The following is a 26,909-nucleotide window of genomic DNA, read 5'->3' as shown; positions in this document are numbered from 1 at the left end:
GCGCGACCGGCTCGACCGGGACCGCCGCGTCACGCCACGCCGATCGCGGCGAACGCGACGAGCGTGAGCGCGAGCAGCACCACGACGTGTTTCACGCCGTCGCGGACCGACCCCTCCCCGAGCTGGCCGGCGACCAGCCCGGAGCAGACCGCCTGGATCGACGCGGCGTGGAAGAACAGCTGCTCGTAGACCGCCACGTCGATGTCGCCGATCCCGTCCGTGATCCCGCCCGGGCCGCTCGGCACCCCGGTCCCGGCGTCCGGGAGGCTGCCGGTCCCCGGGACGCCCGCCGCCTCGATGGCGGGGATGAACGACACCGACAGCGCCGCGATGATGCCGAGGAACACGAGGAAGGAGATGTAGATGACGATGAGGTAGGTGAGCATCACCTGCCGGCGCTCCCGGCGGAGCGACCAGGTCGCGCGCGACTCGTCGGCGGCGATCCGGAGGACGGGCCCGACGTCGCCGCTCGCCCGGATCGCGTTGGTGACGAGCGCGACGGCGCGGGAGGTCATCGGGGACCGGACCCGGCGCTCCAGCCGGCGCAGCGCGGTCGAGACGTCCGCCCCCCAGTCGATGTCGCGGCGGGTCCGACGGAGGTCCTCGGTCAGCGCCTCCAGGTTCGAGTCGGCGACGCGGCGGACGCTGCCGACCACGGCGGTCCCCGCCTCGTTGACGCTTGCGAGGCGGTCGAGGAAGTCCGGCACCGCGGACTCGATTCGCCGGACCCGGCGCTTACCGAACTCGTAGGCCACCGCGTACGCCGCGAGGACGAACGCGGTCGCGACGACGATCGGTCCGTCGATCTGGTCGACCATCTCCACCGGCGTTCCGAGCGTGATCGGGAACGCGAAGACGAGCAGGCCGACCACCGCGACCGGGACCGCGCCGAGCAGCACCGTCCGCGGCGAGTTCAGCACCGTCTCGACCGGCGAGGCGGCCAGCCGCCGCACCCAGCGGAGCCGGTCGTAGACCCGGAGCCGCTCGCGGTTCTCGGCCCAGCGGCCGGCGCTCGCGCCGGTCGCGCCAGACCCGTCGCCCGGGACGCTCGCCTCCCGGCCCGCCGCCGCGCCGCCGTCGAACCGCGGGGAGCCGCCGCGGTCGCCCGGTTCGTCCGTCGCGTGGCGCACCCCCGTGACCGACGGGGTGTCCGGGTCGTCGAACGACGACGCCGCGACGGTCTCGGTGCCGCCGACGCCCTGGGTCACGCTGTCGACGTAGACGACGAAGCCGAAGGTGGCGAGCGGCACGCCGAAGTAGACGACGACGCGGAGGAGCGGGAGCGTGTCCTGCAAGACCAGCCCGATGACGACGAGGATGGTGATGAAAAAGAGCGGGCCGGCGACCAGCGCGGTCACGTACGCCTCGGCGAACGTCGAGAGCAGCTCCAGGTACTGCTCCTGTTTGGCCTCCGCCTCCGCCTGGTAGCGCTCGTACTGGTCGTTGAGGAACGCCGACACCGACTGCCCGGTGCCGAGGACGGAGGCGAGGTTCTCCGAGAAGTCCGCCAGGTCGTCGCTGGGCGTCCGCCGCGAGATGCGCTGGAGCGCGGTGAGCGCGTCGGTCCCGAAGGCGTTCATGTCGCGGACCGCGACCGACAGCTCCGCCGCGGCCTCGCCGTACACCGCCTCGTTCTCCGCGAGCGTGTCCATCACCCGCGGGAACGCCATTCCCGAGCGCGACAGCGCGTACATGAACGCCACCGTCCGCGGCAGTGTGGCGTCTATCTCGGCGGCGCGCGCCGCGGCCCGCTGGTCGAGCAGCTGCCACCGGGCGACGTACGCGCCGAGCGCGAGCCCGGACCCGACCGTCGCGGAGACGACCGCGAGCAGGACGAACAGCCGTCCGAGCCCGAGGTCGGCGAGGCGCGCGACGACGGCGACGAACTCGACCGCGGCCGGGAGCGCCTCGCGGATCGCCGCCTCGCCCACGTCGAGCGCGGCGAGCAGCCCCGCGGCCGCGTACACCCCGATCACGCTGCCGGCGACCCCGAGGACGGCGGCGTACAACAGGGTCCGCGAGGCGTAGACGCGGTGGGTCGTGCCGGCGACGTGGGCCGCGCGCATCCGGTCGCGCTGGGCCCGCCGCCGCGACTCGTTCTCGCCGACGTAGTCGCCGAACGCGGTCAGCGCGACGCGGGTGACGAACAGGTCCGCCCGGTCGTCGACGAGCGGGAGCACGAGCGCGAGACAGGCCGCGACCGCGGCGGCCAGGGGGAGGTACTCGATCATCCGTCCGCGGCGTCCGCCGTCGGGTCCCCGGCGGCGGGCTCCTCCTCGGCCGCGAGCTCGTCGGCGTCGACCCCGTCGGCCGCGGCGGCGCGATCGTCGAGCCGCTCCATCACGCGGCCGGGATCGGCGTAGTACTCGTTGACGAGGGCGGTGAACGTCCGGTAGTCGTCGATGCCGAGCGCGGAGAGCAGTTCGAGGAAGCGCTCGCGCCGCCGGACCTCGCGCAGCAGCTCCGAGCGCGACCAGCCGCGCTCGTCGGCGATCTCCTCTAACAGCGACGAGTCGTTCCGTCGGAACGTGTCGGCGTCGGGCACCCACTCGAACGCCGAGGAGTAGTCCAGCTCCCCGGTCCGCTGGTCGATGCCGCCGATCTCGCCGATCGTCTTCGCGCGGCGCACGCGCTCGTCGTCGGCGCGCGTGAGCGTCTGGACCGAGAGCATGTCGAGCGACTGGACCATCGCCCGCGGGACGTTGATCGGCTCGTTCTCCAGCCGGTTGATCACCGTCTCGATCGAGTCGGCGTGCATCGTCGAGAACGTGGTGTGACCGGTGTTCATCGCCTGGAACAGCGTGATCGCCTCCTCGCCGCGGACCTCGCCGACGACGATGTACTCGGGCCGGTGACGGAGCGCCGAGCGCAGCAGGTCGTACATGTCGATGTCGGTCCCCTCGTACCGGCGCTCGCGGGTGACAGCCGAGAGCCAGTTGTCGTGGTACAGGGAGAGCTCGCGGGTGTCCTCGATGGTGAGCACCTTCGCGCGCGGCGGGACGAACATCGACACCGCGTTCATCGAGGTGGTCTTCCCGGAGGCGGTGCCGCCCGCGAAGATGAGGCTCTTGTTGTGCTCGATACAGAGCCAGAAGTACGCCATCTGCTCGATCGAGAAGGTCCCGTACTCCACGAGGTCGACGGGCGTGAACGGGTCCTCCGCGTACTGGCGGATGGTGAACGCCGACCCCCGCGGCGTCACCTCCTCGCCGAGCGCGAGCTCGGCGCGCGACCCGTCGGGCAGCGTCGTCTCGACGATGGGGTCGCCGACGGAGACGTGGCGCCCCGACTGCTGGGCGAGCCGGATCACGTAGCTGTCGAGCGCCTCCTGACCGAACGAGACGTTCGTCTCGATGTCCGTGTACTCGTCGTGGTAGACGAAGATGGGGAGGTCGTACCCGTCACAGGAGACGTCCTCGATGTGGCGGTCGTTGAGGAGAGGGTCGACCTTCCCGTAGCCGCGGAAGTCGCGGAAGAGGTAGTACGCGAGCGCGTGGAAGGAGTCCATCCCGACCTCGACGCCGTACCCCTCCAGCAGGGACTCCAGCTCGGCCCGGAGCGTCTCCTCGTCGGTCTTGCCGGTCCCCTCGCGGTAGAGGAGCGGGTCGCGGATGTCGTCGACGACGCGGTCGAGCAGGTCGCGCTCGAAGGCGTCGAGTTCGGGCTCGACCGCGTAGTAGCGGTGTTCGCTCTCCGCCTCGTCGTAGGTGATCACGACGTACGCGTACGGGGCGTTCACCCAGTACCGGTCGACCTCGCGCTCGTCCTCGGGGACGACGAACGAGGCGAGCGGGCCGTCCTCGCCCGGGCGGAACGGCCGGACGTCGAGCGTCGAGCCTTGGAGCAGTTCCCACGCGTGCGAGAGGCGCCGCTGGAGGTCCTCGATCCGGTCGCCGAGGTCGCTCCCGCCGGCGTCACTCGCCATGGATACGAGGCCATAGAGGCGGGGGGAAGTTAAACTACCCCCGACAATTATCACGACCGACATCGGGGGCGCGGCCGCGGGTCGGCTCCGGATTCCGGCGGCGCCGGGGCTCGGGAGCGCCGGGCCGCCCGTTACGTTGATACGGCCGGACCGCAAAGCATCCGATAGGAAATGCGGCGTGACTACTTCGATCTGACCGTCGAGGGCGTCGACGACGGCGCCGGCTCCCGGTCGCCCCCGCTGGTGCGGATCGACTTCCACGGGCCGGAGGAACTGCTCCGCGAGCGGCTCTCCGGCGGCGAGAGCGGGGACGCCGCCGACGGCGACCTGCTCACGGCCGACCAGATCGACGTCGCCTTCCGGCTCCGCGAGCCGCTGGGCGAGGCGGACGACCCGGAGGGCGTCGTCGGCGTCACCAACCGGTACACAGGCGACTTCATCCTCGAACTCAACGAGACGGCGACGGACGTCCTCCCCTTCATCCACGCCGCGCGCGACGCGACGGACGACGGCGACGCCCGGTACCGCGTCGAAATCGACGTGGACGGCGAGCGGCTCGTCGCCTACGACAAGGACACCTTCCTCGTGTACGACCACGAGGGGAACCTGCTCCGCAGCGAGAGCCTGATCCCCTCGGGCGTCGAACTGTAGCGGCCGCGAGCGGCCGACGCCGGGCGAATCCCCCGGCGCTCACAGGCTGACGCTGTCCGGGACGAACCGCACCGAGTCCCCCGGCCGGAGGTCGAACGCGCCGTCGCCGCGGCCGTCGTTGACGTCGCACTCCGCGTAGCCGTGGCTCCCGACCGTGACGAGGCGCTCGCCGGGCTCGACGGCGCCGAACGTCTCCGCGACCGGCGTGAGGTCGCCGTCGACGCGGATCCAGTCGCGGCCGCGGATCAGGTCGCCGGGGACGTTGGTGATCACGTTGCCGAACCGGTCGATCGCGAGCACCTCGCCGTCGACCGCGGTCACGTCGCCGCCCTCGTCGCGTTCGACCGTCGGCTCCGGGAAGCGGATGTCGACGGGGTCGGTCGCGGGCGCGAGGTCGTCCATCCCCGCCAGCGTCTCCGCGACCGCGTCGGCGTCGGGCGACTCGCCGTCCGCCGCCTCGTCGAGCGCCGCCCGGATCCGCGCCGCAGTCGGGGCGAACACGTCGCGGCCGTGGAACGTCTCGCTCGCGGGGTCGTCGACCGCGACCGTCCACGCTTCGACGCCGTCCTCGTCGCCAGCGAGCGCCCGGGCCGGCGGCATCGCCAGGCCGTTGTCCGGGGCCACGAGGACGTGCGCGCCGGCGCGGACGACGAGCGCGTCGCGGTCGGTGCCGACCCCGGGGTCGACCACGGCGCAGTGAACCGCTGGCGGGAACTCCGGGAGGACGAACCGGAGCCAGAAGGCCGCGGCGCGCGGGTCCCCGCGCGGCAGGTCGTGGGCCACGTCGATGAGCTCGGCGTCGGTGTGCCGGCGGATCACTCCCTTCATCGCGGCGGGGTACGGCGAGCCGAAGTCCGAGGTAAGCGTGATCATACCGGAGACCGCGTGCGGCGGGCGGTTAAAAGGAACGGGCGCCGGTCGCGACGAGCGCCGGTCGCGACGAGCACCGGTCGCGGCCGGTCGAACGCCGGCGAGTCGGAGCCGCCGCCTCCTCGGCTACTGGTCCGAGGGCTCGTCGCCGTTGGAGTCGGTCTCGGCGATGCGCCGGATGCGGTCGACGCCGTCCACCTCGCGGATCACGTCGACGACGGCGTCGGGGACCAGGTCCTCCCAGTCGCGGCCGCGGATCATGCGTTCGCGGAGCTCGGTCCCCTCCAGGACGTCGCGCCGGAACATGGGGGACTGGCGCACCTCGACGCCGGCTTCCTCGAACAGGCGAACCACGAGCGGGTTGTTCGAGTACGCGACGTCGAACCGGGGGGTCATGCTCTGGACGTGGCTCACCCACACGGAGTTCCGGTCGAGGTCCTCGATGGGGACGACGTAGGTGGTGGCGTCCAGCTCCTCGACCGCCTTCGTCACCATCATCACGCGCTCGCCGGCGGTGAAGGGGTTCCGGGTGGTGTGGGAGTCGCCGGCGGAGCCGATACCCAAGACGAGTTCGTCGACCTCCTCCGCGATCTCTTCCACCATGTGCTGGTGGCCGTCGTGAAACGGCTGATACCGGCCGATGTAGAACCCCCGCATGAATCTACGTACCGTCGGCGTCATTTATAAACCCCGTGGAACGGTCGCGCCCCCAGATCGGGGGATATACGGCTTCAAAGCGGGGTTTACTGCCCCCGGACCGGCACCGCCGGGGGGAGAAAGTATATCAGTAGCCGACCCTTCGTTTTCGGTAGCGACACCCGATTCTATGAGCAACGAGAAGGACACGAACGACCCGACGGCCGACGACCCCGACGAACCGCCTCGCGGCGGCGTCGACGACTCGAGTCCGGCGGGGAACGGCGAGGACGCCACGCGCGGCGACCCCGAGCCCGACGACGGCCCGGCGAACGAGCCCGGCGTCGACGAGGCCGCGGACTCCGACGGGGAGTCGGCCGCGGGCCCCGACGACGAGGACCCCTGGGACGACGGGGTCGTCGTCGACGACGACGGGTTCGAGGGGACCGACGTCGTCGGGGAAGGTCCCGACGGCGGTCGGAACGGCGACGCCGCCGAGCCGGCCGACGACGGCGACATCGACGAGCTCGGCAGCACCGTCGAGGTCGAGGGCGCCGAGATCGAGGACAACCCGGACGAGGACGACCTCCTCGGCGGGCTCAAGATCGACACGACGGCCGAGATCGAGATCCCCGACCGGCTCGTCGACCAGGTCATCGGGCAGGAGCACGCCCGCGACGTGATCATCAAGGCGGCGAAGCAGCGCCGCCACGTGATGATGATCGGCTCGCCCGGGACCGGGAAGTCGATGCTCGCGAAGGCGATGTCCGAGCTCCTCCCCAAAGAGGAGCTTCAGGACGTCTTGGTGTATCACAACCCCGACGACGGCAACAAGCCGAAGGTCCGCACGGTGCCGGCCGGCAAGGGCGACCAGATCGTCGAGGCGCACCGCGAGGAGGCGCGCAAGCGCAACCAGATGCGCTCGCTGCTGATGTGGATCATCATCGCCGTCGTGCTGGGCTACGCGCTCATCATCGTCGGCCAGATCCTCGTCGGCATCATCGCGGCCGGCGTGGTGTACCTCGTCTTCCGCTACCTCAACCGCGGGTCGGACGCGATGATCCCGAACCTGCTGGTGAACAACGGCGACACGAAGACCGCGCCGTTCCGCGACGCGACCGGCGCACACGCCGGCGCGCTGCTCGGCGACGTGCGGCACGACCCGTTCCAGTCCGGCGGGATGGAGACGCCCAGCCACGACCGCGTCGAGGCGGGCGCCATCCACAAGGCGAACAAGGGCGTGCTGTTCATCGACGAGATCAACACGCTGGACATCCGCAGCCAGCAGCACCTCATGACGGCGATCCAGGAGGGCGAGTTCTCGATCACGGGCCAGTCCGAGCGCTCCTCGGGCGCGATGGTCCAGACCGAGCCTGTCCCGACCGACTTCGTCATGATCGCGGCCGGGAACCTCGACGCGATGGAGAACATGCACCCGGCGCTGCGCAGCCGTATCAAGGGGTACGGCTACGAGGTGTACATGGAGGACACCATCGAGGACACCCCGGAGATGCGCCGCAAGTACGTGCGGTTCATCGCCCAGGAGGTCGCGAAGGACGGCCGCCTGCCTGAGTTCTCCGCGGAGGCCGTCGAGGAGATCATCCTCGAGGCCAAGCGCCGCTCCGGCCGGAAGGGCCACCTCACGCTGAAGATGCGGAACCTCGGCGGGATGGTCCGCGTCGCGGGCGACATCGCCCGGGGCGAGGACGCCGACTACACGACCCGCGACCACGTGCTCCAGGCCAAGGGGCGCTCGCGGTCCATCGAACAGCAGCTCGCCGACGACTACATCGAGCGCCGGAAGGACTACGAGCTCCAGGTCTCCGACGGCTACGTCACCGGGCGCGTCAACGGCCTCGCCGTGATGGGCGAGGACTCCGGGATCATGCTCCCGGTGATGGCCGAGGTGACCCCGACCCAGAGCGGCGGGCAGGTGATCGCCACCGGCCAGCTCCAGGAGATGGCCGAGGAGTCGGTCCAGAACGTCTCGGCGATCATCAAGAAGTTCTCCGACGAGAACATCTCGGAGAAGGACATCCACATCCAGTTCATCCAGACGGGCCAGCAGGGCGTCGACGGCGACTCCGCGTCCATCACGGTCGCGACCGCGGTCATCTCCGCGCTGGAGGACGTCGGCGTCGACCAGAGCCTCGCGATGACCGGCTCGCTGTCGGTCCGCGGCGACGTGCTCCCCGTCGGCGGGGTCACCCACAAGATCGAGGCGGCCGCGAAGGCCGGCTGCGACCGGGTGATCATCCCCGCGGCCAACGAGCAGGACGTGATGATCGAAGACGAGTACGAGGAGATGATCGAGGTCATCCCGGTCTCGCACATCAGCGAGGTCCTCGACATCGCGCTGGAGGGCGAGGCCGAGAAGGACTCGCTCGTCTCCCGGCTGAAGTCGATCACGGGCTCCGCACTGAAGGACGGCAACGTCTCCGGGCCGTCGAACCCGAGCCCGCAGTAGGCCGCTCTCCCTTTCCGCGTTCTCCGCTTTCGCACTGACGAACGGCGAGCGCCGGCCCCGACGTTCCTTCCGGCCGGCTGTCGCCCCGCCCCTATCTCGGCGGGCCCTCGCCCCGCCCTCTTTTATCCCGGGAGCGTCTACGGCGGACGATGAGCGGGAAACCGACGGTCGGGGAGTACATGACCCGCGAGGTCGAGACGGTGAGCCCGGACGAAACGGTGGCGACCGTCGCGCGTCGCATGGCCGACAGCGACGGCCACAACGGGTTCCCGGTCACGCAGGGCCGCACCGTGGAGGGGTTCGTCTCGGCCGGAGACCTGCTGCTCGCCGACGACGACGCCCCCGTGTTCACGGTGATGACGGAGGACCTGATCGTCGCGCATCCGGACATGAAGGTGACCGACGCCGCGCGGGTGATCCTGCGCTCCGGGATCCAGCGGCTCCCCGTCGTCGACGACGCCGACAACCTCGTCGGGATCATCTCGAACACCGACGTGGTCCGCTCGCAGATCGAGCGCGCCACGCCCGGCAAGGTCGGGAAGCTGATGCGGACCCTCTCGCAGATCCACGGCGTCGAGCTCGACGAGGAGCGCCGCGAGGTGGCCATCGCCGACCTGACGCCGACGCAGGCGCGCGTGTACGCAGACGAGCTGGAAGGGCGGCAGTACGAGCTCGAACACGGGCTCGCGGAGCCGCTCGTCGTCATCGACAACGGCGGCACGCTCTACCTCGCCGACGGCCATCACCGGGCCATGGCCGCCCGCGAGGGAGGCATCGAGACGATGGACGCGTACGTGATCGTCCCGCGGACCCCGATCGACCTGGGGATGGCGAAGACCGCCGAGAAGGAGGGGCTCCGCGTCGTCGGCGACATCGAGGTCGTCGACTACGCGCGCCACCCTCTCGTGGAGACGACGAAGCGGCTCCAGTGAGCCGTCGCGCGGAACCCCGTCCGTAGGCTTTTGTAAGTTGACGTAGACGTTCCGGGCATGGGATCACGCATTCGACGCGCACTCGCTCGGGCGGCGTTGGCCGCGGTCGGCGCGGCCGCCGGCGCCGCGGTCGGCGGACTGATCAGCAGACAGGCGGCGTCCAGCGGCGGCGCCCTCGGCGCGCTCGCGGGCGCGACGATAGCGGACGTGCGCTCGGACCCGGGCGGCTTCCTCGACGCGCTCCGCTCCGACGAGGACGAGGCGCTCAACGATGCCGACGGCGCGGAGACCGCCGACTGAGGCGCTCCCCGCTGCGCCGCCGCGCGTCGGCGTTCGGGAACGCCTATACGACGGGAACGAGTAGCGACGGCCAATGACCGACACCGACGCCGACGCGGGGTGGTTCTCGCGATCCGACGCGGGCGACGCCGCCGACGCCGCCCGCGACCGGCTCGCGAACGGCGAGGCCGACCGGCCCCGAGACTGGCCGGCCCTCGCCGTCGAGTCCGGGTTCGCCGACTCGCCCGACGACTACTACGACCGACTCCACGAGGCGAGCGTCGCGGCGACCCGCGAGGCGGTCCGCGAGCGGGAGCGCGCCGACGACGCGCAGCTGATCCACGCGGTCCGGGCGATGGACGACGCGGAGCGCGTGGCCAACGAGCTCGCCGAACGCGCCGTCGAGTGGGCCGGGAGCCTCTTCGACGACGTGGAGTCCGGCGTCGAGGGCGCCCGGGCGATCGCGGCCCGCGAGCCGGAGAGCGAGGTCGAACGGCGGGCGGTGTCGCTCGCGGCGCGCGCCGCCGACTTGGACGACGAGCGAGCCGAGCTCGCGGCGACCATCGGTCGGATCGCGCCCGCGGTCGCCCCGAACCTCTCAGAGATGGCCGGGCCGGAGCTCGCCGCGCGACTGATCGCGCTGGCGGGCGGCCTGGAGTCGCTCGCGAAGAAGCCCTCGGGAACGGTTCAGGTGCTCGGCGCCGAGGACGCGCTGTTCGCGCACCTCTCGGGGCGGGCCCCCTCGCCGAAACACGGGATCATCTACACGCACGAGTTCGTCCGCGGCACGCGACCGGCGGACCGCGGCTCGGCGGCGCGCGCGCTCGCCGGGAAGCTGACGCTCGCGGCGCGGGCCGACCACTACGCCGGGGAGCGACGGGCGCAGCTCCACGAGGACCTCCGCGAGCGGATGGCGACCATCCGGACCCGGGCAGACGGGGGCGCCGAGGGCGACGGCGACGGAGCGGCGAGCGAGGGGGAGGCCGACGATGAGTGAGCCGTCCCTTCCCGACGGGGTCGAGCGCCGCGAGATAGCCGGCGAGGAGCGGCTGGCGACCCGCGGCGAGCCGGTGTACGGCGAGCCGACCGCGGGCGGCTGGCGCGCGTGGAACCCCGAGCGGTCGAAGCTCGGCGGCATGCTGGAGCTCGGGCTTGAGACCGGGCTCGCGGGCGGGGAGACGGTCCTCTACCTCGGCGCCGCGAGCGGGACGACCGTCAGCCACGTCGCCGACTTCGCCGGACCGACGTACGCGGTCGAGTTCGCCCCGCGGCCGGCGCGCGACCTGCTCGACGCCGCCGAGCCGCGGGACCGGTTGTTCCCGCTGCTCAAGGACGCGCGGAAGCCGGAGACGTACGCGCACGTGGTCGAGGCCGACGTGGACGCGATCGTTCAGGACGTGGCCACGCGCGGACAGGCAGACGTGGCCGTGCGCAACGCGCGGTTCCTCGCCGACGACGGGCGGCTGCTGCTCGCGATCAAGGCGCGCAGCGAGGACGTGACCGCGGCGCCGGGCGCGGTGTTCGATGACGCGCTCGACCGCCTTCGGGAGGCGTACGAGGTCCTGGAGACGCGGCGGCTCGACCGGTTCCACGAGGACCACCTCGGCGTCGTGGCGACGCCGAAGTGATCACTCGGCCGGTTCGAAGATGTCCTCGATCCGGCAGTCGAAGTGGGCCGCGAGCGCGAACGCCAGCTCCAGCGAGGGGTCGTAGCGCTCGCGTTCGATGGCGTTTATCGTCTGTCGGGTGACGCCGACCGCGGCGGCGAGGTCGGCCTGGCTCTCGCCGGTCTCGGCGCGTCTGTCGGCGATGTCGTTCCTCATGACCGGTACTTGTGATAGCCGACGGCGACGCCGTACACGACGTATATCGCGAACAGCGTCCACGTCGCGCCGTGGAACCAGCCGGGGAGCGTGACCGCGCCGGTCTCGGCCAGCACGAGGCCGCCCGGCAGCCCGAGGACGAAGACGTACGCGAAGACGTTCAGCGTGGCCTGGCTCGCCTTTCGGTCGATGGTGCTGTCGCGCTCGTCGTACAGTTCGACGGGGCTGAACCGTTGGACCAGCCCCATACCGAGGCCGCCGGCCCAGTAGAGGGCGACGCCGAGGACGAACCTATCGAGGGCGATGGCCACGAACAGCGCGGCGATGCCGGCGCCGAGCAGTCCGTAGGCGATGCGCTTGTAGCGTTTCCGTGTGGAGGGCCGAGTCGTCGCGGAGGCGGTGTGTTCGCTCATGGTAGGGGGTAAAGCGAGCGGGAACCGTGTGTAAAGCTCGCTTTACAGTAAAGGACACTTTACGTTAGATAATAAAACTGTCGCCGGCGAGGTCACCGGTGGCTCACGAGGGTCGAGACAGTCGTTCGCCGCCGCTCCGCCGTGCTACCACGACGGCGGCGAGAAGCCGGCGTCCTCTAAGATCGGCTTCCAGCGCTTCTGGACCGAGAGCCGCGAGACGTCCATCGCGTCGGCGACCGCCGACTGCGAGCGCTCCTCGCCGCGGATCAGTCCGGCGGCGTAGAGGCTGGCGGCGGCCGCGACGCGCTTCCCGCGGTCGTCGTCGGGGGCGCGCGAGAGGAACAGGTCGACCGCGGTCGAGCGCGTCTCGTCGGCGAGGTCGAGCGAGCGGCACGCCTCATCGAGCAGTTCGATCCACGCCTCGTTGTCGACTCGGTCGCTCGCGCGGTACACGCGGCGAGGTAGTCGCGGGAGGGACATAAACGCCCGCGTCGGCGCGTCCGGAGTTCCCCGCGGTCGCCGGTCTCAAGTCGCACGCGCACGTAGCGCGCGTATGTCGACGCAGACGTGGGACGAGACGCGGGTCCGCGCGCTTCACGACGACCTCGTCGAGCTGTACGAGCCGGTCGACCGGGTCGCCGAACACGGCGCGGACCCGACCGCGGAGCCGGGCGAGGGCGTCAGGCAACTGGTGACGACGATCCTCTCGCAGAACGTCGCCGACGAGAACACGCGGCGCGCCTCGGAGGCGCTGTTCGAGCGGTACGACGACTTCGCGGCCATCGAGGCCGCCGACCACGACGAACTGGCCGAGACGATCCGGGTCGCCGGCCTCCCCGACCAGAAGGCCGCGCGGATCCAGCGCGCGCTGACCGCGATCCGCGAGGAGACCGGCGGCGCGTACTCGCTTGCGTTCCTCGACGCGATGGCGACCGACGACGCGAAGGCGTGGCTGACGGAGATCAAAGGCGTCGGGCCGAAGACCGCCAGCGTCGTGTTGAACTTCCACTTCGGGAAGCCGACGATGGCGGTCGACACCCACGTCGAGCGCGTCTCGAAGCGGTTCGGGCTGGTGCCGGAGTCGGCCTCGAACGAGCGCGCCCACGAGGAGCTGGACGCGCAGGTGCCCGACGAGCTGATCTACCCGCTTCACGTCCTCCTGATCCGACACGGTCGGGAGCACTGTTCCGCGCGGAGCGCGGACTGCGACAACCCGGTCTGCGAGGCGTACTGCGACTGCGAGTACTGCTGATACGTTGAGTAGGGAGCGATTCGTGACCGGTTCGGAGTGAATTCTGCTGGTCGCTGGGTGGCGACCACGTCCCAAAGCCCCGGCCGCCCCTTTGAGTCCCGCCCCGCACAGCGGCCACACGCCTCCCCAACCTCGTCAGTCGCCGTCGCTTCGCTCCGGCGACTGACTCCAGCGAGGGACCTCCGGTCCCTCTGGCAGCCGACGCGTAGCGCCGGCGACCTCGCGCGTGCTCCTCGCGGCCTCCGCTTCGCTCCGGCCGCTCGCAGGCACGCGCCGCGCACGCTATTTATAAATCATATCGCCGCTGTCGGTCCGTCAGGTTCTTGACTCGGTTTCGCGTACGCTGGTTTGCGCGCGGGTTGCCGAGCCAGGCCAAAGGCGTAGCGCTTAGGACGCTATCCCGTAGGGGTCCGCCGGTTCAAATCCGGTCCCGCGCATACTGCCTCGAACGAACGTGAGAGGCATTTTTGGCGCAGGTTCGAATTCCCTCGGTATCCGAATCCGTGTTAGTAGTTATATACTAACAGGGGCGTTGAGTAGCCATGGGAGGGGACCCCGGCGACGCCGATGTCCACCGGGAGACCGGCGCTGCCGGCGATCGGTATCGGATGCTGTTCGAGAACAACCCGATCGTCATCTGGGAGCACGACTTCTCGGCGGCGAAGTTGTACTTGGATTCGCTGGAGGTCGACCCGACGGAGGTCGCGGCGTTTCTCGACTCGCACCCCTCGGAAGTGGCGGCGCTCTTCGACGAGGTCGAAACGGTCGACGTGAACCGGAACGCGGTGGAGTACTACGGGGCGCGTTCGAAGGAGCACCTCCTCGACAACGTCGATCAGGTCCTCGACGAGGAGGCGTGGGATCTCACCGTCGAACTCTGGGCCGGCATCGCCGCCGGGAAGACGCGGTTTCGGGGCGAGACGGTCGCTAACACGTTCGACGGGAAGCGCCGGCACCAGATCCTCCAACTGTACGTCCCCGAAGCGTACGCCGAGACCTACGAGCGCGTGTACATGACCGGGACCGACATTACCGACCTCAAAGAGCGCGAACGCGAGTTACAGCGGGAGCGCGACAAGCTCGACGAGTTCGCGAGCATCGTCTCGCACGACCTCCGCAACCCCTTGGGCGTCGCGCAGGGTCGTATCGCGCTCGCCCGAGAGGACGGAGACCTATCCCACTTGGCGCCCGCCGCCCGGTCGATCGATCGGAGCCTCGAACTGATCGACGATCTGCTCGCCCTCGCCCGCGCGGGCAGGGAGATCGGCGATCTGGACGACGTCCCGCTGGCGGCCGTCGTCCGCGACTGCGAGGCGCAGGTCGACGGCGCCGCCGTCTCGCTCGTCGGCGACCTCCCGACGATCCGGGGCGACCGCAGCCGGGTGGGCACGCTGCTGGAGAACCTGCTCCGGAACGCGGTCGAACACGGCGGCGGCGACGTTGCCATCGCTGTCGGCGGCCTCGACGGCGGGTTCTACCTCGAAGACGACGGGGCGGGCATCCCCGCGGACGACAGGGACGCCGTCTTCGATGTCGGCTTCTCGTCGAACGCCGACGGCACCGGCTTCGGGCTGAGCATCGTCGCGCAGATCGCCGACGCGCACGGGTGGGACGTGGGGGTGACCGACGGCCCCGACGGCGGAGCGAGGTTCGAGATCACCGGCGTCGAGAGCGCGTCGTAGGGTCGGGACGCCTACTTCACCGCGGCTCTCGAAGCGCGCGATCGGGAGTAGCTCGCCGCTCGGAGGCTTATTCCGGCCACGCCTCGCGCTCGCGTCTGTCCGCCTCGCCGGTGAGCTCCGGCGGGACCTCGTCCAGCAGCACCGGCGCCAGCGACGCGCCGACGTGCCACGCGACGACTTCCTCGTCGAGCTCCTCTAAGCGCACGTCCTGTTGCCCGTAGTACTCGCCGTCGACCGTACAGGACCCGCCGCCGTCGGCGAAGCAGACCTCGCCGCGCTCGTCGTAGGTGATCTGGACGTGCGCCTCGCGCGCGCTGTCGACGAACTCCCACGCAAACCCGTCGTTGCCGATAACGTCGTCGCGGGCCGCGAAGTGGTCGAGCGCCGCGGCCACCTCGTCTTCGACGGGCCCCGTGACCGCGCCGTCGTCCCCGCGCAGGTGGACCTTCACCGGGCTGTTGGTGGCGAGCGTGCTCGTCGCGTTCATCAGCCCGACGGGCTCGTCGCCGTGTTCGAGCCCCTGAACGTGCCCGAGCTCGTGGATGATCGTCGAGTTCATCTCCGCGTCGGAGATCCGGGGGTCGACGGTCGCGGTCATCGGGGTCCGCGGTTCGTCGACGAGCAGGTCCGCGCAGCCGAAGTACCGCGCGTCGTCGTCCTCGACGCCGCACCGCTCGACGCGCTCGAAGCGGAGGACCACGTCCGCGGCGTCGGCGTCGTCGACGCGCTCGTACGCGACCGGGTAGCCCAGGTAGCGCTCGTCGTTCCGCTCCCAGTACCCTGTCGCGGCCGCGACGACGCCCGAGACGTTCCGGTCGACCGCCTCGTCGTCGACGTAGAGCCCGAGCGTCGTCTTCCCGTAGGGGCTCGGGTGGATCACCGAGACGGCCCGCTCGCGCGTCCGGTTCGCGGTCGCCACGACGAGCGGGTGGTCGCCGCCGTCGAGCCGCACGTCCGCGAACGTGACGGTCACTCGCGTCTCGGCGCCCCCGTCGAGGCTCACCGTCCGGTTCGCGCTCGCGGCGGTCCCGTACCGGAACGAGACCGTCTGTGCGCCCGCCAGGTCGCCGCGGTTGGTCACGGTCGCCGTGACCGAGAGGTCCTCGCCGTACGCGACGCGCTCCGGGGCCTCGATCCCCGAGACCGCGAACGTCGCCGCCCGCGCCTCCTCGACGACGATGGACCGCGTCGCGTTCGCCTCCCCGACGGTCACGGTGAGCTCGTGCTCGCCGGGGTCGAGCGCCGCGGCGTCGACCGCGGTCGTCACCGTCATCGTGCCGTTCGCGGGGACGGACCGGTTCTCCGCGAGCAGCGTCGCGTCGCCGATCCGGACCGTCACCCGGACCGGATCGAGGCTCGCGTTCGGCGCGTCCGAGCCCGCCGCGCCGCCGCCGTCGGCCAGGGCGGCCCACCGCGCGGTGGCCCGGACCGTCGCGCGCTCGTCGTGGCCGAGCGACGCGGGCGCGTCGACGGACTCGATGGTCGGCGAGGCGTCGGTCAGTGACTGCCCGCCGAGGCCGCCGCAGCCGGCGAGCACGACGAGGAGCGCGGCGACGAGGGCGGCGCTGGCGTGACGCATCGTTATTGCGACCTCGGGACCGGAGGCACATAACCTTCGTTTCAGGCGACGACCACGTCCGGTCGGGCGGGCTCGTCCCGTCCCGGCGCGCTCCGATACTGACTCCGCGCGCGGCGCGCTGGTCGCCGAGCGACACCGCCTTGTCGATCGGTCGCGAACCGGATCCGTGACGCTCCGACGCGACGTGCTCGCGGCGGTCGACGCCGACCGCGGCTCGTTCCGGCCCGCGCTCTGGGGGCTTCTCGACGAGTACGACCTCGCGCTCGGGAGGACTCCGACGCCGGTCGAGCACCCCGACGACCGGACGGAGCGCGAGGCGCGCTTCGTTGACCGACTCCGGGCGCTCGACGACGCGCCGATCGGACTCACGCTCACCGGTCCGGCGTACCGCGACACCCCGATCGTCTACGTCAACCGCTGGTTCCGCGAGCGGACCGGGTACCCGCTCGACGACCTCCGCGGCCGGAACCCCCGACTGTTTCAGGCCCCCGACGCCGACGCGGACGCCCGCGCGGACTTCCGCGAGGCGCTGTCGACGTGGTCGGCGGTCACCGTCGACCTCCGCAACCGCCGCCGGGACGGTACCCCGTTCGCGAACCGCGTCACGCTGCGGCCGCTGTTCGGCGACGCGGGCACGGTCACGCACTGGGTCGCGGCGCAGGAGCCGCGGCCGATCGAGGGGTCGGACGCGGGCGTCGAGTGAGCGAGCGACCGCCGCGCACGCCGCTCACCGCAGCGTCGACGTGGGGACGACCGACGGGAACGCGCCGCTCCCGGTCGCGTCCTCGACGACCGCCTCGGCGACGTGTTCGCCGCTGAGCAGGCACATCGGCATCCCAATGCCGGGGTTCGTGTACGCGCCGACGTAGTAGAGGCCGTCGACGCCGGGCGCGCGGTGCGCCGGCCGGAGCGGGCCGGTCTGGTCGAGCGTGTGCGACAGCGCCAGCGCGGTGCCGCGGGGCGCGTTGAACCGCCGCCGGAAGTCGGAGACGCAGGCCGTCTCCTCGAAGACGATCCGGTCGCGGAAGTCGACGCCGGCGTGCTCGGCGAGGTCGTCGAACACCAGGTCGCGGAACCGCTCGCGGGTCTCCGGGTCGTCCTCCAGCCCGGCGGCCAGCGGCACGAGCAGGAAGACGGCCTCGTGGCCCTCGGGCGCCGCCTCCGGGTCCGTCTTCGAGGGGACGTGGACGTAGTACGCCGGGTCGTCCGGCCACCCCGGCTCGTCGAAGATGGCGTCGAAGTGCGGCCGCCAGTCGGTCGGGAACACGAGGGTGTGGTGGTCGAGGTCCACCTCGCCCTCCACGCCGATGTACGAGAGGTACGCCGAGGGCGCGTACGTCCGCGACTCCCAGTACGACTCGCGGTCGACGGTCCCGGCGGGGAGGAGCTCGCGCTCGACGTGGGGCGGGGCGGCGTTCGCCACGACGCGGTCGAAGCGGGCCGAGCGGGGCGACGCGCCCGATTCGCGGGGCGCCGACTCCACGGTGAACTTCGGGACCGACGCCGGGACCGACGGCTCGATCGCGGTCACCGGCTCGCTCGTCCGGATCGACACGCCGAGCTCCGCGGCGAGGTCGGCCATCGCGTCCACGACGCTCGCGATCCCCCCGATCGGGTGGTAGACGCCGAGGTTCATGTCGACGTGGCTCATCAGCGTGTAGATCGCGGGGGTGTTGTACGGCGACCCGCCGAGGAAGACGAGCTTGTACTCCGCGATCTGTCGGAGCTTCTCGCTGTCGAAGTAGTCGCCGACGTAGTCGTCCATCTCCCGGAGCTTCGGGAGCGCGCGGCCGGACCGGAGCACGTCGGCGTCGACCATGTCGCGCAGCCGCGAGCGGCTCGGGTAGACGAACCGGTCCATGCCCAGCTCGTACGCCTCCGCCGCGTCCGCGAGGTAGTCGTCCAAGACCTCCCCCGCGCCCGACTCGTAGGACTCGAACAGCGCCTTCTGCCCCTCGCGGTCGGCGGGCATCGACGCGCGGTCGCCGTCCTTCCAGATCACCTCGTACAGTGGGTCGAGTTCGATCAGGTCGTAGTAGTCGTCGGTCGAGCGTCCGAAGTGCTCGAAGAAGCGGTCGAACACCTCCGGCATGAGGTACCACGAGGGGCCGGTGTCGATCCGGAACCCGTCGCGCTCGATCCGCCCGGCGTACCCGCCGGGGTGGTCGTTCCGCTCGAAGAGCGTCACGTCCGCACCCGCGTCGGCGAGGTGGCTGGCCGCAGAGAGGCCGCCGAAGCCGGCGCCGACGACCGCGATGGACTCGCCGGCGAGCGGCTCGCCCGCGTCCGACCGCCCCGCGTCCGGTTGGGGTGACATTACGTCGTGATAGGCGGCCGACCACGTTTACCCTGCGGTCATACCATGTTAGGAGCGTCGCCGTCGGTCGGATCGCGCACGTCCGTCAGGCGTCGTCTCCGACGCCGTCGCCCTGGAGCCGCCGGGCGCCGAGCGCGAACAGGCCCAGCCCGATCAGGTAGAGCCGCCACCCGCTGTTCGCGATGGGGAACCGGCGGTCGACCGGCTCCGCGACGTCGAGGTCGGGGTCGCGCGGCTGGACCGGGTTGTCGACGTGGACCGACTCGCTGGTGCCGCCCGCGCCCGCGTCGACGGTCCGGCTCCCCGTCTCCGGGTCGATCCGAACGTCCACGAACGTCTGGACGAGCCCGTCGGCCGTCGAGTAGAGGACCTCGCCGTCCAGCCGGAAGAAGCGGTCGCGGAGCGGCCAGAAGGCGTTGACTCCGTCGAGGTGGGTCCAGTCGATCGCGACGTGGGCGAAGGCGTGGACGAAGAGGGCGACCCACGCGACGGCGACCCACCGCGCCGAGAGCCGCTCGCGGACCAGCGACCGCTCCCGGACGCGCGTGTCGTAGTACAGCGCCAGCGCGGCGACGCCGGGGAGGACGAAGTTGTGGCCGACGGTGCGGTGCGCGCCCTCCATGACCACCCCGAGGAAGCTGTCCGCCTCCGGGAGGACGAGGACGACCAGCAGGACCGCGAGCGCCCGCCGGTCGTAGTACGCGCCGAGCAGCCCGGCCGCGAGCAGCAGCGCGAACCCGGCGTGGACGACCGTCGAGGGCATTCAGCGGGGCACCTCCGGGCAGCCCGTCGCCTCGTCACCGCGCCGGAAGCGGACCGCGAGCGTCGCGGCCGCCGCGGCGACGACGACCAGCTGCCACCCGCCGTCAATGAACCGGAACTCGCGGTCGGCGGCCGGGTCGAGGCCGGGGCGCCCGTCGGGGTTGACCCACGAGGCGACGGGGTCCGCGACCGCGCCGCCGGCGGTCCGGAGCGGCAGGACGCCGGACCCGTCGCCGCCGGACGCGAGGAACGTCTGGACGACCCCCTCCTGCGTCGAGAGCACGAGCCGCCCGCGGACGACGTAGCGCGCGTCCTCCAGCGGGTACAGGAGCGCCGCCCCCTCGCCGGCGAACAGCGCGGACCCGATCCCGGCGACGACGAACGACGCGAGCGCGACCCACGCGACCCACACGCCGCGGCGACCGAACCGGTCGCGGAGCGCCGAGGCCGGGCGCAGCGACGTGTCCCAGTAGACCGCCGCGCCGACGAGCAGGGGCGCCCAGACGGCGTGGAGGAGGGCGTTCGTCGCGCCCGGGACGACGAGGCTCGCGGCAGCGTCGAGGGAGGGGACGACCGCGGCCGCGACGACGACCGCGACCGCCCGCCGGTCGAACGCGCCGCCCAGCAGCGCGGCCGCGAGCAGCGCCCCAACGGCCGCGCTCACGAGCGTCGGAGCCATACCCGTCCTGACGCTCGGAGGCGAATAAGCGCTCCGGGCGGGTCAGTCGCGGTCGTCCGGGTCCGCGTCGGGGTCCGCCGGGTCGGCGTCGAACTCGAAGCCGTCGGCGCCGGCGCGGGCGGACGCGTCCGACTCCGCCTCGCGGTCGGCGTCCGAGTCGCCGTCGGGGGCCTGGTCGCCGTCGACGCCGTCGCGCGCGACCGTGACGCGGTCGGCGTCGTCCCCGTCGTCCGACTCGTCGCTCTCCCCGAGCAGCGCGACGGCCATCAGCCGGGCGCCGCCAGCGATCAGGTTCGTCAGGTGGAGGCCGACGAGCAGGCCGACGACCCCGACGCCCGCCGCGAGGGCGGCCTCCGGCGCCGTGTCGATCGCCCACACCGCCGGCTCGCCGTTCACCTCGCCGAACTGCGGCGCGTAGGGGTACCGGGCCGGAGCGGCGACGAGCGCGAGCGACCGCGAGAGGACGGCGAGCGGCGCGAACGCCAGCACCGTGACCCAGAACTTCAGCGAGACGAACCCGAGCCCCCGCCAGGTCGACGGCGCCGACAGGTACGCCCGAACGGTCGCGACCGCGCCGGACGACCCGCCGTCCGCGGCGGCGGGGAGGTCGTCCGCCGCGACCAGGTCGGTGCCGAGCAGGCGGTTCGCCAGCCACCGTTCGAGCCCGGCGGCGATCCGCGAGGCGACGACGGCCGCGATCAGGACGCCGACCCCGACGAGGACGACCGAGAAGACGATCCCGAACGCGAGCGCGAAGGTGACGAACCCGGTGTAGACGAACCACAGCGGGACCGCGATCAGCAGGTACAGCAGGCGGCGATACGTGCGGCCGTCGGCGGCGACGCCGACGACCGGGAGGGCTGCCAGCGGTCGGAGGGAGACCATATCCCGACTGGTTCGCCGTCCGACAAAAATCGATCGCTCGACGGCGGTCGGCCCGCCGCGGGGAGCCGGCTCAGCCGAGGAAGAAGTCGATCGCGTTGCCGGACGACTGGCCCTTGTACAGCTCTGAGTAGCCGCACTCGGCGCAGGAGACGACCACGAACCGCCGGTTCTGGACGTCGAACATCTTGGTCAGTCCCGTCCCGCTCGTGGCTATCTCGTCGGTCTCCGTCTCGGTGCCGCCGCACTTCGGGCAGCCGTCCTCGCCGCCGCCGAGGGACTGCGGTCGCTCGTCGGTCGCCGCCTCGCCGCGGCCGGCGGGCGACCCGCCGTCGCCGCGCTCGCTCTCGTCCGTCGATTCGTCGCCGCCGAAGACGGAGTACTTCGTGTCGTCGGTTTCGGAGGGCATCGGTCCCCCCTGCTCGGCCGAGGAGTAAACGTCTTGTGCCGTCCTAGGCGGACCCGTCGTCCGCGTCGTCCCCGTCGCCGAGTTCGTCCGCGAGCGCGTCGGCGACGCCCGTGTAGCCGGCGGGCGTGAGCGCGTTCAGCTCCGCGCGGACCGACTCGTCGACGTCGAGGTCGTCGAACAGGTCGCGGAAGTCGTCGAGCGTCACCGACCGGCCGCGCGAGAGCGCCTTCACGCGCTCGTAGGCCTCGGTGTCGCCCTCGCGGCGGAGGATCGTCTGGACCGCCTCGCCGATCACCTCGGGGGTCGCGTCCAGCTCCTCGCGCATGACGGCCTCGTTCGGGACGACCTTGTCGAGCCCGTCGGCGGCCTTCGAGTAGCCGATCAGGCAGTGCGCGAGCGCGGCGCCGACGTTGCGCTTGACGGTGGAGTCGGAGAGGTCGCGCTGGAGCCGGGAGGCGGTCACGTAGTCGGCGAGGAATGTGAGGTCCGAGTTCGCCTTCGAGAGGTTCCCCTCGCTGTTCTCGAAGTCGATCGGGTTCACCTTGTGCGGCATCGTCGACGAGCCCGTCTCGCCCTCGACGGCCTCCTGCCCAAGGTAGCGGTCGGAGACGTACAGCCAGGCGTCGAGGTCTAAATCGAGGAGGACGTTGTTGACGCCGCGGAGCGCGTCGAACAGCGCCGCGAGGTCGTCGCAGGGGTTCACCTGCGTCGCGAGCGCGGTGTGCTCCAAGTCGAGGCCGCGCACGAACGACGCGGAGAACGCCCGCCAGTCGACGTCGGGGTAGGCGGCGTCGTGGGCGGCGAAGGTGCCGGAGGCGCCCGCGAGCTTCCCCGAGAGGTCCGCGTTCGCGACGACGACCCGCCCGAGCGCGCGGCCCAGCCGCGCGGCGTACACCGCCATCTCCTTGCCGAAGGTGGTCGGCGTCGCGGGCTGGCCGTGGGTGCGCGCCAGCATCGGCGTGTCGCGGTGCTCGCGGGCCAGCTCGGCGAGGGCGTCGCGAACCTCGCGGACGGCGGGGACGATCACCTCGCTCACCGCGGCCTTGACGAGGAGCCGGTGCGCGAGGTTGTTCACGTCCTCGCTGGTGAGCCCGAAGTGGATCCACGGGTACAGCGGCTCGGCGTCGTCGAGGGGGGCGTCGGGGGCCTCCGCGACCTCGGCCAGCCGGACGCGGAGGAAGTACTCGACCGCCTTCACGTCGTGGTTGGTCGCGTCGTACCCCTCCGCGCCCTCGGTCTCTAGGGCCTTGATCAGGCGCGCGTCCTCGGCCGAGAACCCCTCGTACAGATCGCGGAGCGCGGCTTCGGTCGCCTCGTCGAAGCCGATCGGCGTCGCCGAGAGCGCGCCCAGCGCGAGCAGGTACTCGACCTCGACGCGGGTCCGGGCGCGCATCAGCGCGGCCTCGCTCGCGTACGGAGACAGCGGCGCCGTCCGGCCGGCGTAGCGGCCGTCGAGCGGCGAGACGGCCGCGAGCGGGTCCGACCGTGACAGCCCCGAGATGGCATCGTCGGTCATGTCCGCGACTGCCCCCGGAGCCAGCAAAAGCGTGTCGATAGGGTGACGCACGGACGTGGATCCGAACCGGTCTCGAATCCCTCCAAATCCACCTTCCGATCCCCGATCGTGTACACTCGCGCGGCGCGGACCGCAATCGATATACCCGATCGGTCGGACGTTCGCGTATGAAGATCGCGGGACTCGCGAGCAACCGGGGACGGAACCTCAGACACATCGCCGACGCCGCGCCGGGCGGGGCGGAGCTGTCGGTCGTCCTGACGAACCGCGAGCAGGCGCCCGTGTTGGGCGCCGCGACCGAGCGCCGGATCCCGACCGAGGTCGTCGAGCGCGAGGAGGGGGAGTCGCGCGAGTCGCACGAGCGCCGGATCGTCGAGCGGCTCTCGGACTACGACGTCGACCTCGTCTGCCTGGACGGCTACATGCGTGTGCTCACCGACGAGTTCCTCGACGCCGTCCCGACGACGCTGAACGTCCACCCGTCGCTGCTCCCGTCGTTCCCCGGCGCGGACGCCCACGAGCAGGTCCTCGACGCCGGCGTCCGGACGACCGGCTGTACGGTCCACGTCGTCACCGAGGAGGTCGACGCCGGCCCGGTCGTCACCCAGGAGCCGATCCCGGTGTACGAGGACGACGACGCCGACTCGCTGAAGGCGCGCGTCCTCCGCGAGGCCGAGTTCACGGCGTACCCGCGGGCGGTCCGCTGGTTCGCCGAGGACCGCGTGACCGTCGAGCGGGACGCCGACGGCGAGCCGGTCGGCGTCGCGGTCGACGGCGACGTGGGGGGCGACTTCCCGGAGCGGCGGTTCGTCTCCGAGGAGCGGTCCGCCTCGCTGCGCTACGGCGAGAACCCGCACCAGGACGCCGCCTTGTACGTCGACGACGGCTGCGAGGAGGCGAGCGTCGTCGAGGCCGACCAGCTGAACCCCGGCGCGAAGGGGATGGGGTACAACAACTACAACGACGCCGACGCCGCGCTCGACCTCGTCAAGGAGTTCGACGAGCCCGCGGCCGCCGTGATCAAGCACACGAACCCCGCCGGCTGCGCGGTCGGGTCGGACCTCGCCGACGCGTACGACCGCGCGCTCCGCACCGACGCGAAGTCGGCGTTCGGCGGCATCGTCGCGCTGAACCGCGAGTGCGACGCCGACACCGCGACCGCCGTCGCCGACTCGTTCAAGGAGGTCGTCGTCGCGCCCGGCTACACCGACAGCGCGCTCGACGTGCTCCGCGAGAAGAAGAACCTCCGGGTGCTCGACGTGGGCCCGCTCGGCGAGGGCGACGAGCGCTTCTCCGAGCGGTTCACGGAGAAGCCCATCGTCGGCGGGCGCCTCGTCCAGGAGCGCGACCGCCAGTCGCCGACCGCCGACGACCTGGAGGTCGTCACCGAGCGCGAGCCGACCGACGAGCAGGTCGAGACGATGCTGTTCGCGTGGAAGACGCTGAAACACGTGAAGTCGAACGGCATCCTCTTCGCCACGGGCACGGAGACGGTCGGCGTCGGCATGGGGCAGGTGTCCCGCGTCGACGCCGTGACGCTCGCGGCGATGAAAGCGGAGAAGGACGCGGAGGGCAAGTCCGCCGAGGGGGCCGTGATGGCCTCGGACGCCTTCTTCCCGTTCCCGGACGCGATCGAGGAGGCGGCCGACGCCGGCATCGAGGCCGTCATCCAGCCCGGCGGCTCCGTCAACGACGAGGACGTGATCGCCGCGGCCGACGAGCGCGACATGGCGATGGCGTTCACCGGGTCGCGCTGCTTCCGGCACGACTAGGCTTCGCCGACGCTGCGCCGCCTCAACTCTGTGGACCGCCGTCGGGGTACCAAACGGCCTGCCCCGGCGTGTGGTGATGCCAGTGGTCGTCCTCGCGGAGGAGCCGCGCGTCGCGCCACCTGAACCGAGCGTTGGCGACGTACGAGAACGGATCGGGCGTCCCGGTCGGAGTCAAAAGCGAGCGCTGGCAGGCGGTGAAGCCACGGCGCGTGCGGTCGCTGGTGGACTCGAACCTGTGGTCGACCGCGTCGTCGCTCCCGTCCTCCTCGCGTCGAACCGTCAGTCCGTCGGTCTCGCCCGTCGGCGGCGCGGTCGCGTGGAGCGGGTCGTCGAACGACGCGACCAGCCGAATTCGGTCGGCGTCGTAGCGGTCACCACTGCTGTCGACATCCCCTCGGTCCTGAATTGTTCCCCGCATCGAGAGCACCACCCGCGTGCGGTCCGGGCCGGGGGCGATCCGAAGGTCGTCCCGGCGGGTGAAGCGTCCCGCCTCGTTGCGGCCGTGGACGTACGCGGTGCCGAGCGCCCGCCCTCGGTCGTCGAACCCGTTCGGGTACCCCGGCAGCTCCGGATCTACCTCGCAGGCTGCGTGGGGCGGGTTCAAGATGCGGTCGAGCGCGTCCGGGAGACCGCCCGGCACGCCGACGCCTTCGAAGACATGCGTGGCGAGGACCTCACCGTACGGGACTACGGCGGCGACGGGCGTCGTCGGATCCCAACTCTCACCAGCGAGGCCGTAGGCGCGACCGTCGCCGGCGCAGATGTCCGCGAGCGTTGCCTGCGCGTTGCGACCGACGACCGCGACCGGCGTGGCGCCCCGCAGCGCGGCAAGCGCCTCGTCCAGATCCGGGTTCCTCGCCGGAAACAGTGCGAGCCGGCCGCCCGTCGGGTCCTCGACGGTAAGTAGGTCCGCGCCGTCCGGCAGCGGCACGCCGTCAGCGACGTAGAGCGGGTCGATGTCGGTGAGTCGGGTCGGAGGGGGCGACGCCGACGATCCGCCTATCCGGGCGTTACAGCCGGCGATACCGCCGGCGAGTCCGGTCGTAACCGCCGCGAGGAGGGAGCGACGCGAGCGGGGAGGCATGCGCGCTCGGATACTCCGCCGTGGCACCTCAATCCTCTGGCTCCACGCTACCCGTCCCAGTCGCTCGGGACGTACTGGTCGAACGCGGGGTCGGCCGAGCGGGCGAGCGGCCGGAACGCCCGCTCCCCGTCGACCCGGAACTCCTCGATCCGCGACTGTCCGGGGCCGGTGAGGTAGCCGACGTAGGACATGGCGAGCGCGTACGCCGCGTCGTGTCGCGCGGGGTTGACCGGGATGACGGCGTACTCGTTCCGGAGGAGCGGCGGCGGGTCGTCGATGCCGCGGTCGACGTGCCGCGCGAGGGCGCCGTCGCCGCCCACGGCGAGGAAGGTGCCGCGGTCGACGAGCGTGTACGCGCCCGACTGCCGGGCGGCGATCAGCGTGTCGCCCATCCCCTGGCCGGTCTCGAGGTACCACTCGCCGCCGGGGTCGACGCCCGCCTCGTCCCAGATCCGTCGTTCGCGGATGTGCGTCCCCGAGTGGTCGCCGCGCGAGAGGAACGTCGCTCCCGCGTCGGCGACGGCTTCAAGCGCCGCCACCGGATCGCCTCCTGCGACGCCCGCGGGGTCGTCGGGCGGCCCGACGACCAGGAAGTCGTTAACCATCACCCGCCGCCGGTTGACGCCGTGTCCCTCCCGGAGGAACTCGTCTTCCAGCGGGCGGGCGTGGACGAGCACGGCGTCGCAGTCGCCGTCCCGGGCGGTCCGGAGCGAGGCGCCCGTCCCCCGAACCACCGACTCCACCCGCGCCCCGAACCGGTCGGCGTACCCCCGGTTCAGGACGGGGAGCAGCCCGCTGTCGTACGCCGTCGTGGCGGTCGCGAGCGTCACCGTGCCGCGGTCGCCGGAGGGCGTCTGGGCCCGGGTCGTACAACCGGCCAGCGAGGCGGCACCGCCGAGGCCGAGCGCCCGCAGGTACTGTCGACGACGCATGTGTGACGTGATCGGAATTGCCTACACTTCCGTAAGAAGTAACCGGT

26 protein-coding genes and 1 tRNA gene are annotated in these 26,909 nt (G+C 71.7%); 11 read left to right on the top strand and 16 right to left on the bottom strand.

Going from position 1 to position 26,909, the window contains the following annotated elements; all coding sequences use genetic code 11:
• Positions 1-29: 29 nt before the first annotated feature.
• A complete protein-coding gene (locus tag EXE44_RS00230) occupies positions 30-2,231 on the bottom strand; it encodes a type II secretion system F family protein (protein ID WP_137715459.1) in 2,202 nt (733 codons plus the stop codon).
• Positions 2,228-3,925 (bottom strand): type II/IV secretion system ATPase subunit, encoded by a 1,698-nt coding sequence (locus EXE44_RS00225; RefSeq protein ID WP_137715458.1) that lies wholly within the window; start codon positions 3,923-3,925, stop codon positions 2,228-2,230. The genes EXE44_RS00230 and EXE44_RS00225 overlap by 4 nt, the downstream gene beginning before the upstream one ends.
• A gap of 171 nt (positions 3,926-4,096) precedes the next feature.
• Here EXE44_RS00225 and EXE44_RS00220 point away from each other — a divergent pair, with 171 nt between their 5' ends.
• Positions 4,097-4,576, top strand: coding sequence for a DUF5793 family protein (locus EXE44_RS00220; RefSeq protein WP_137715457.1), 480 nt, complete (start codon positions 4,097-4,099; stop codon positions 4,574-4,576).
• Between the two features lie 39 nt (positions 4,577-4,615).
• On the opposite strand, the gene EXE44_RS00215 is transcribed toward EXE44_RS00220, so the two are convergent.
• Both EXE44_RS00215 and EXE44_RS00210 read right to left on the bottom strand, forming a co-directional pair.
• Positions 4,616-5,449 (bottom strand): S-adenosyl-l-methionine hydroxide adenosyltransferase family protein, encoded by an 834-nt coding sequence (locus EXE44_RS00215; protein WP_137715456.1) that lies wholly within the window; start codon positions 5,447-5,449, stop codon positions 4,616-4,618.
• A 123-nt stretch (positions 5,450-5,572) separates the two neighbouring features.
• On the bottom strand, positions 5,573-6,103 hold the full coding sequence (locus EXE44_RS00210; RefSeq protein ID WP_053772296.1) for a nicotinamide-nucleotide adenylyltransferase: 531 nt from the start codon (positions 6,101-6,103) through the stop codon (positions 5,573-5,575).
• Positions 6,104-6,272: 169 nt separating this feature from the next.
• On the opposite strand from EXE44_RS00210, the gene lonB reads away from it, so the two are divergent.
• From lonB to EXE44_RS00185, 5 genes are all read left to right on the top strand, one after another.
• The gene (gene lonB, locus EXE44_RS00205; protein WP_137715455.1) at positions 6,273-8,549 is read left to right on the top strand and encodes an ATP-dependent protease LonB; all 2,277 of its coding nucleotides are present in this window, start codon (positions 6,273-6,275) and stop codon (positions 8,547-8,549) included.
• A gap of 149 nt (positions 8,550-8,698) precedes the next feature.
• Entirely contained in the window at positions 8,699-9,481 is a 783-nt protein-coding gene (locus tag EXE44_RS00200) for a CBS domain-containing protein (RefSeq protein WP_121561979.1), read from the top strand.
• Between the two features lie 57 nt (positions 9,482-9,538).
• The gene (locus EXE44_RS00195; RefSeq protein WP_137715454.1) at positions 9,539-9,781 is read left to right on the top strand and encodes a hypothetical protein; all 243 of its coding nucleotides are present in this window, start codon (positions 9,539-9,541) and stop codon (positions 9,779-9,781) included.
• Between the two features lie 73 nt (positions 9,782-9,854).
• Positions 9,855-10,757 carry an NOP5/NOP56 family protein gene (locus EXE44_RS00190; protein ID WP_137715453.1) on the top strand — a complete coding sequence of 301 codons (903 nt, stop codon included), beginning with the start codon at positions 9,855-9,857 and terminating at the stop codon, positions 10,755-10,757.
• Entirely contained in the window at positions 10,750-11,388 is a 639-nt protein-coding gene (locus tag EXE44_RS00185) for a fibrillarin-like rRNA/tRNA 2'-O-methyltransferase (RefSeq protein WP_137715452.1), read from the top strand. Before EXE44_RS00190 ends, EXE44_RS00185 begins: the two co-directional genes overlap by 8 nt.
• Here the strand turns inward: EXE44_RS00185 and EXE44_RS00180 are convergent, their stop codons facing one another.
• The 3 genes from EXE44_RS00180 to EXE44_RS00170 form a co-directional block, all read right to left on the bottom strand.
• Positions 11,389-11,583 (bottom strand): helix-turn-helix transcriptional regulator, encoded by a 195-nt coding sequence (locus EXE44_RS00180; RefSeq protein WP_137715451.1) that lies wholly within the window; start codon positions 11,581-11,583, stop codon positions 11,389-11,391.
• On the bottom strand, positions 11,580-11,996 hold the full coding sequence (locus tag EXE44_RS00175; protein WP_137715450.1) for a DUF2178 domain-containing protein: 417 nt from the start codon (positions 11,994-11,996) through the stop codon (positions 11,580-11,582). The genes EXE44_RS00180 and EXE44_RS00175 overlap by 4 nt, the downstream gene beginning before the upstream one ends.
• 144 nt (positions 11,997-12,140) lie before the next feature.
• Positions 12,141-12,449, bottom strand: coding sequence for a transcription initiation factor IIB family protein (locus EXE44_RS00170; RefSeq protein ID WP_137715449.1), 309 nt, complete (start codon positions 12,447-12,449; stop codon positions 12,141-12,143).
• Between the two features lie 100 nt (positions 12,450-12,549).
• Here EXE44_RS00170 and nth point away from each other — a divergent pair, with 100 nt between their 5' ends.
• From nth to EXE44_RS00155, 3 genes are all read left to right on the top strand, one after another.
• Positions 12,550-13,248: an endonuclease III gene (gene nth, locus EXE44_RS00165; protein ID WP_137715448.1), complete on the top strand. Its 699-nt coding sequence runs from the start codon at positions 12,550-12,552 to the stop codon at positions 13,246-13,248.
• A 352-nt stretch (positions 13,249-13,600) separates the two neighbouring features.
• Positions 13,601-13,685: transfer RNA gene (locus EXE44_RS00160), tRNA-Leu, on the top strand.
• Between the two features lie 105 nt (positions 13,686-13,790).
• Positions 13,791-14,930 (top strand): PAS domain-containing sensor histidine kinase, encoded by a 1,140-nt coding sequence (locus EXE44_RS00155; RefSeq protein ID WP_137715447.1) that lies wholly within the window; start codon positions 13,791-13,793, stop codon positions 14,928-14,930.
• Positions 14,931-14,997: 67 nt separating this feature from the next.
• Here the strand turns inward: EXE44_RS00155 and EXE44_RS00150 are convergent, their stop codons facing one another.
• On the bottom strand, positions 14,998-16,509 hold the full coding sequence (locus EXE44_RS00150; protein WP_137715446.1) for an Ig-like domain repeat protein: 1,512 nt from the start codon (positions 16,507-16,509) through the stop codon (positions 14,998-15,000).
• A gap of 166 nt (positions 16,510-16,675) precedes the next feature.
• Between EXE44_RS00150 and EXE44_RS00145 the strand changes: the two genes are divergently transcribed.
• The gene (locus EXE44_RS00145) at positions 16,676-17,212 is read left to right on the top strand and encodes a PAS domain-containing protein (protein WP_137715445.1); all 537 of its coding nucleotides are present in this window, start codon (positions 16,676-16,678) and stop codon (positions 17,210-17,212) included.
• A 24-nt stretch (positions 17,213-17,236) separates the two neighbouring features.
• Here the strand turns inward: EXE44_RS00145 and EXE44_RS00140 are convergent, their stop codons facing one another.
• The 6 genes from EXE44_RS00140 to purB form a co-directional block, all read right to left on the bottom strand.
• On the bottom strand, positions 17,237-18,826 hold the full coding sequence (locus tag EXE44_RS00140; protein WP_137715444.1) for an NAD(P)/FAD-dependent oxidoreductase: 1,590 nt from the start codon (positions 18,824-18,826) through the stop codon (positions 17,237-17,239).
• A gap of 85 nt (positions 18,827-18,911) precedes the next feature.
• A complete protein-coding gene (locus EXE44_RS00135) occupies positions 18,912-19,589 on the bottom strand; it encodes a metal-dependent hydrolase (RefSeq protein WP_137715443.1) in 678 nt (225 codons plus the stop codon).
• Positions 19,590-20,267, bottom strand: a complete 678-nt coding sequence (locus tag EXE44_RS00130; protein WP_137715442.1) for a hypothetical protein — start codon at positions 20,265-20,267, stop codon at positions 19,590-19,592. It abuts the gene before it with no gap.
• A 42-nt stretch (positions 20,268-20,309) separates the two neighbouring features.
• Entirely contained in the window at positions 20,310-21,152 is an 843-nt protein-coding gene (locus EXE44_RS00125) for a sensor domain-containing protein (protein WP_137715441.1), read from the bottom strand.
• A 70-nt stretch (positions 21,153-21,222) separates the two neighbouring features.
• Positions 21,223-21,558 carry a zinc ribbon domain-containing protein gene (locus EXE44_RS00120; protein ID WP_137715440.1) on the bottom strand — a complete coding sequence of 112 codons (336 nt, stop codon included), beginning with the start codon at positions 21,556-21,558 and terminating at the stop codon, positions 21,223-21,225.
• Positions 21,559-21,601: 43 nt separating this feature from the next.
• Positions 21,602-23,074, bottom strand: coding sequence for an adenylosuccinate lyase (gene purB / locus EXE44_RS00115; RefSeq protein ID WP_137715439.1), 1,473 nt, complete (start codon positions 23,072-23,074; stop codon positions 21,602-21,604).
• A 167-nt stretch (positions 23,075-23,241) separates the two neighbouring features.
• Here purB and purH point away from each other — a divergent pair, with 167 nt between their 5' ends.
• Positions 23,242-24,846 (top strand): bifunctional phosphoribosylaminoimidazolecarboxamide formyltransferase/IMP cyclohydrolase, encoded by a 1,605-nt coding sequence (purH, locus tag EXE44_RS00110; protein WP_137715438.1) that lies wholly within the window; start codon positions 23,242-23,244, stop codon positions 24,844-24,846.
• 22 nt (positions 24,847-24,868) lie between these two features.
• Here purH and EXE44_RS00105 read toward each other — a convergent pair whose 3' ends face one another.
• On the bottom strand, positions 24,869-25,930 hold the full coding sequence (locus EXE44_RS00105) for a hypothetical protein (protein ID WP_137715437.1): 1,062 nt from the start codon (positions 25,928-25,930) through the stop codon (positions 24,869-24,871).
• A gap of 47 nt (positions 25,931-25,977) precedes the next feature.
• Positions 25,978-26,862 carry a substrate-binding domain-containing protein gene (locus EXE44_RS00100; RefSeq protein WP_137715436.1) on the bottom strand — a complete coding sequence of 295 codons (885 nt, stop codon included), beginning with the start codon at positions 26,860-26,862 and terminating at the stop codon, positions 25,978-25,980.
• Positions 26,863-26,909: the final 47 nt, after the last annotated feature.

This window comes from Halorubrum sp. SS7, from assembly GCF_005435055.1.
GTDB lineage: Archaea > Halobacteriota > Halobacteria > Halobacteriales > Haloferacaceae > Halorubrum > Halorubrum salinarum.
Note: the sequence above shows the minus strand (reverse complement) of the source record. Positions and strands in the feature narration are given on the sequence as shown.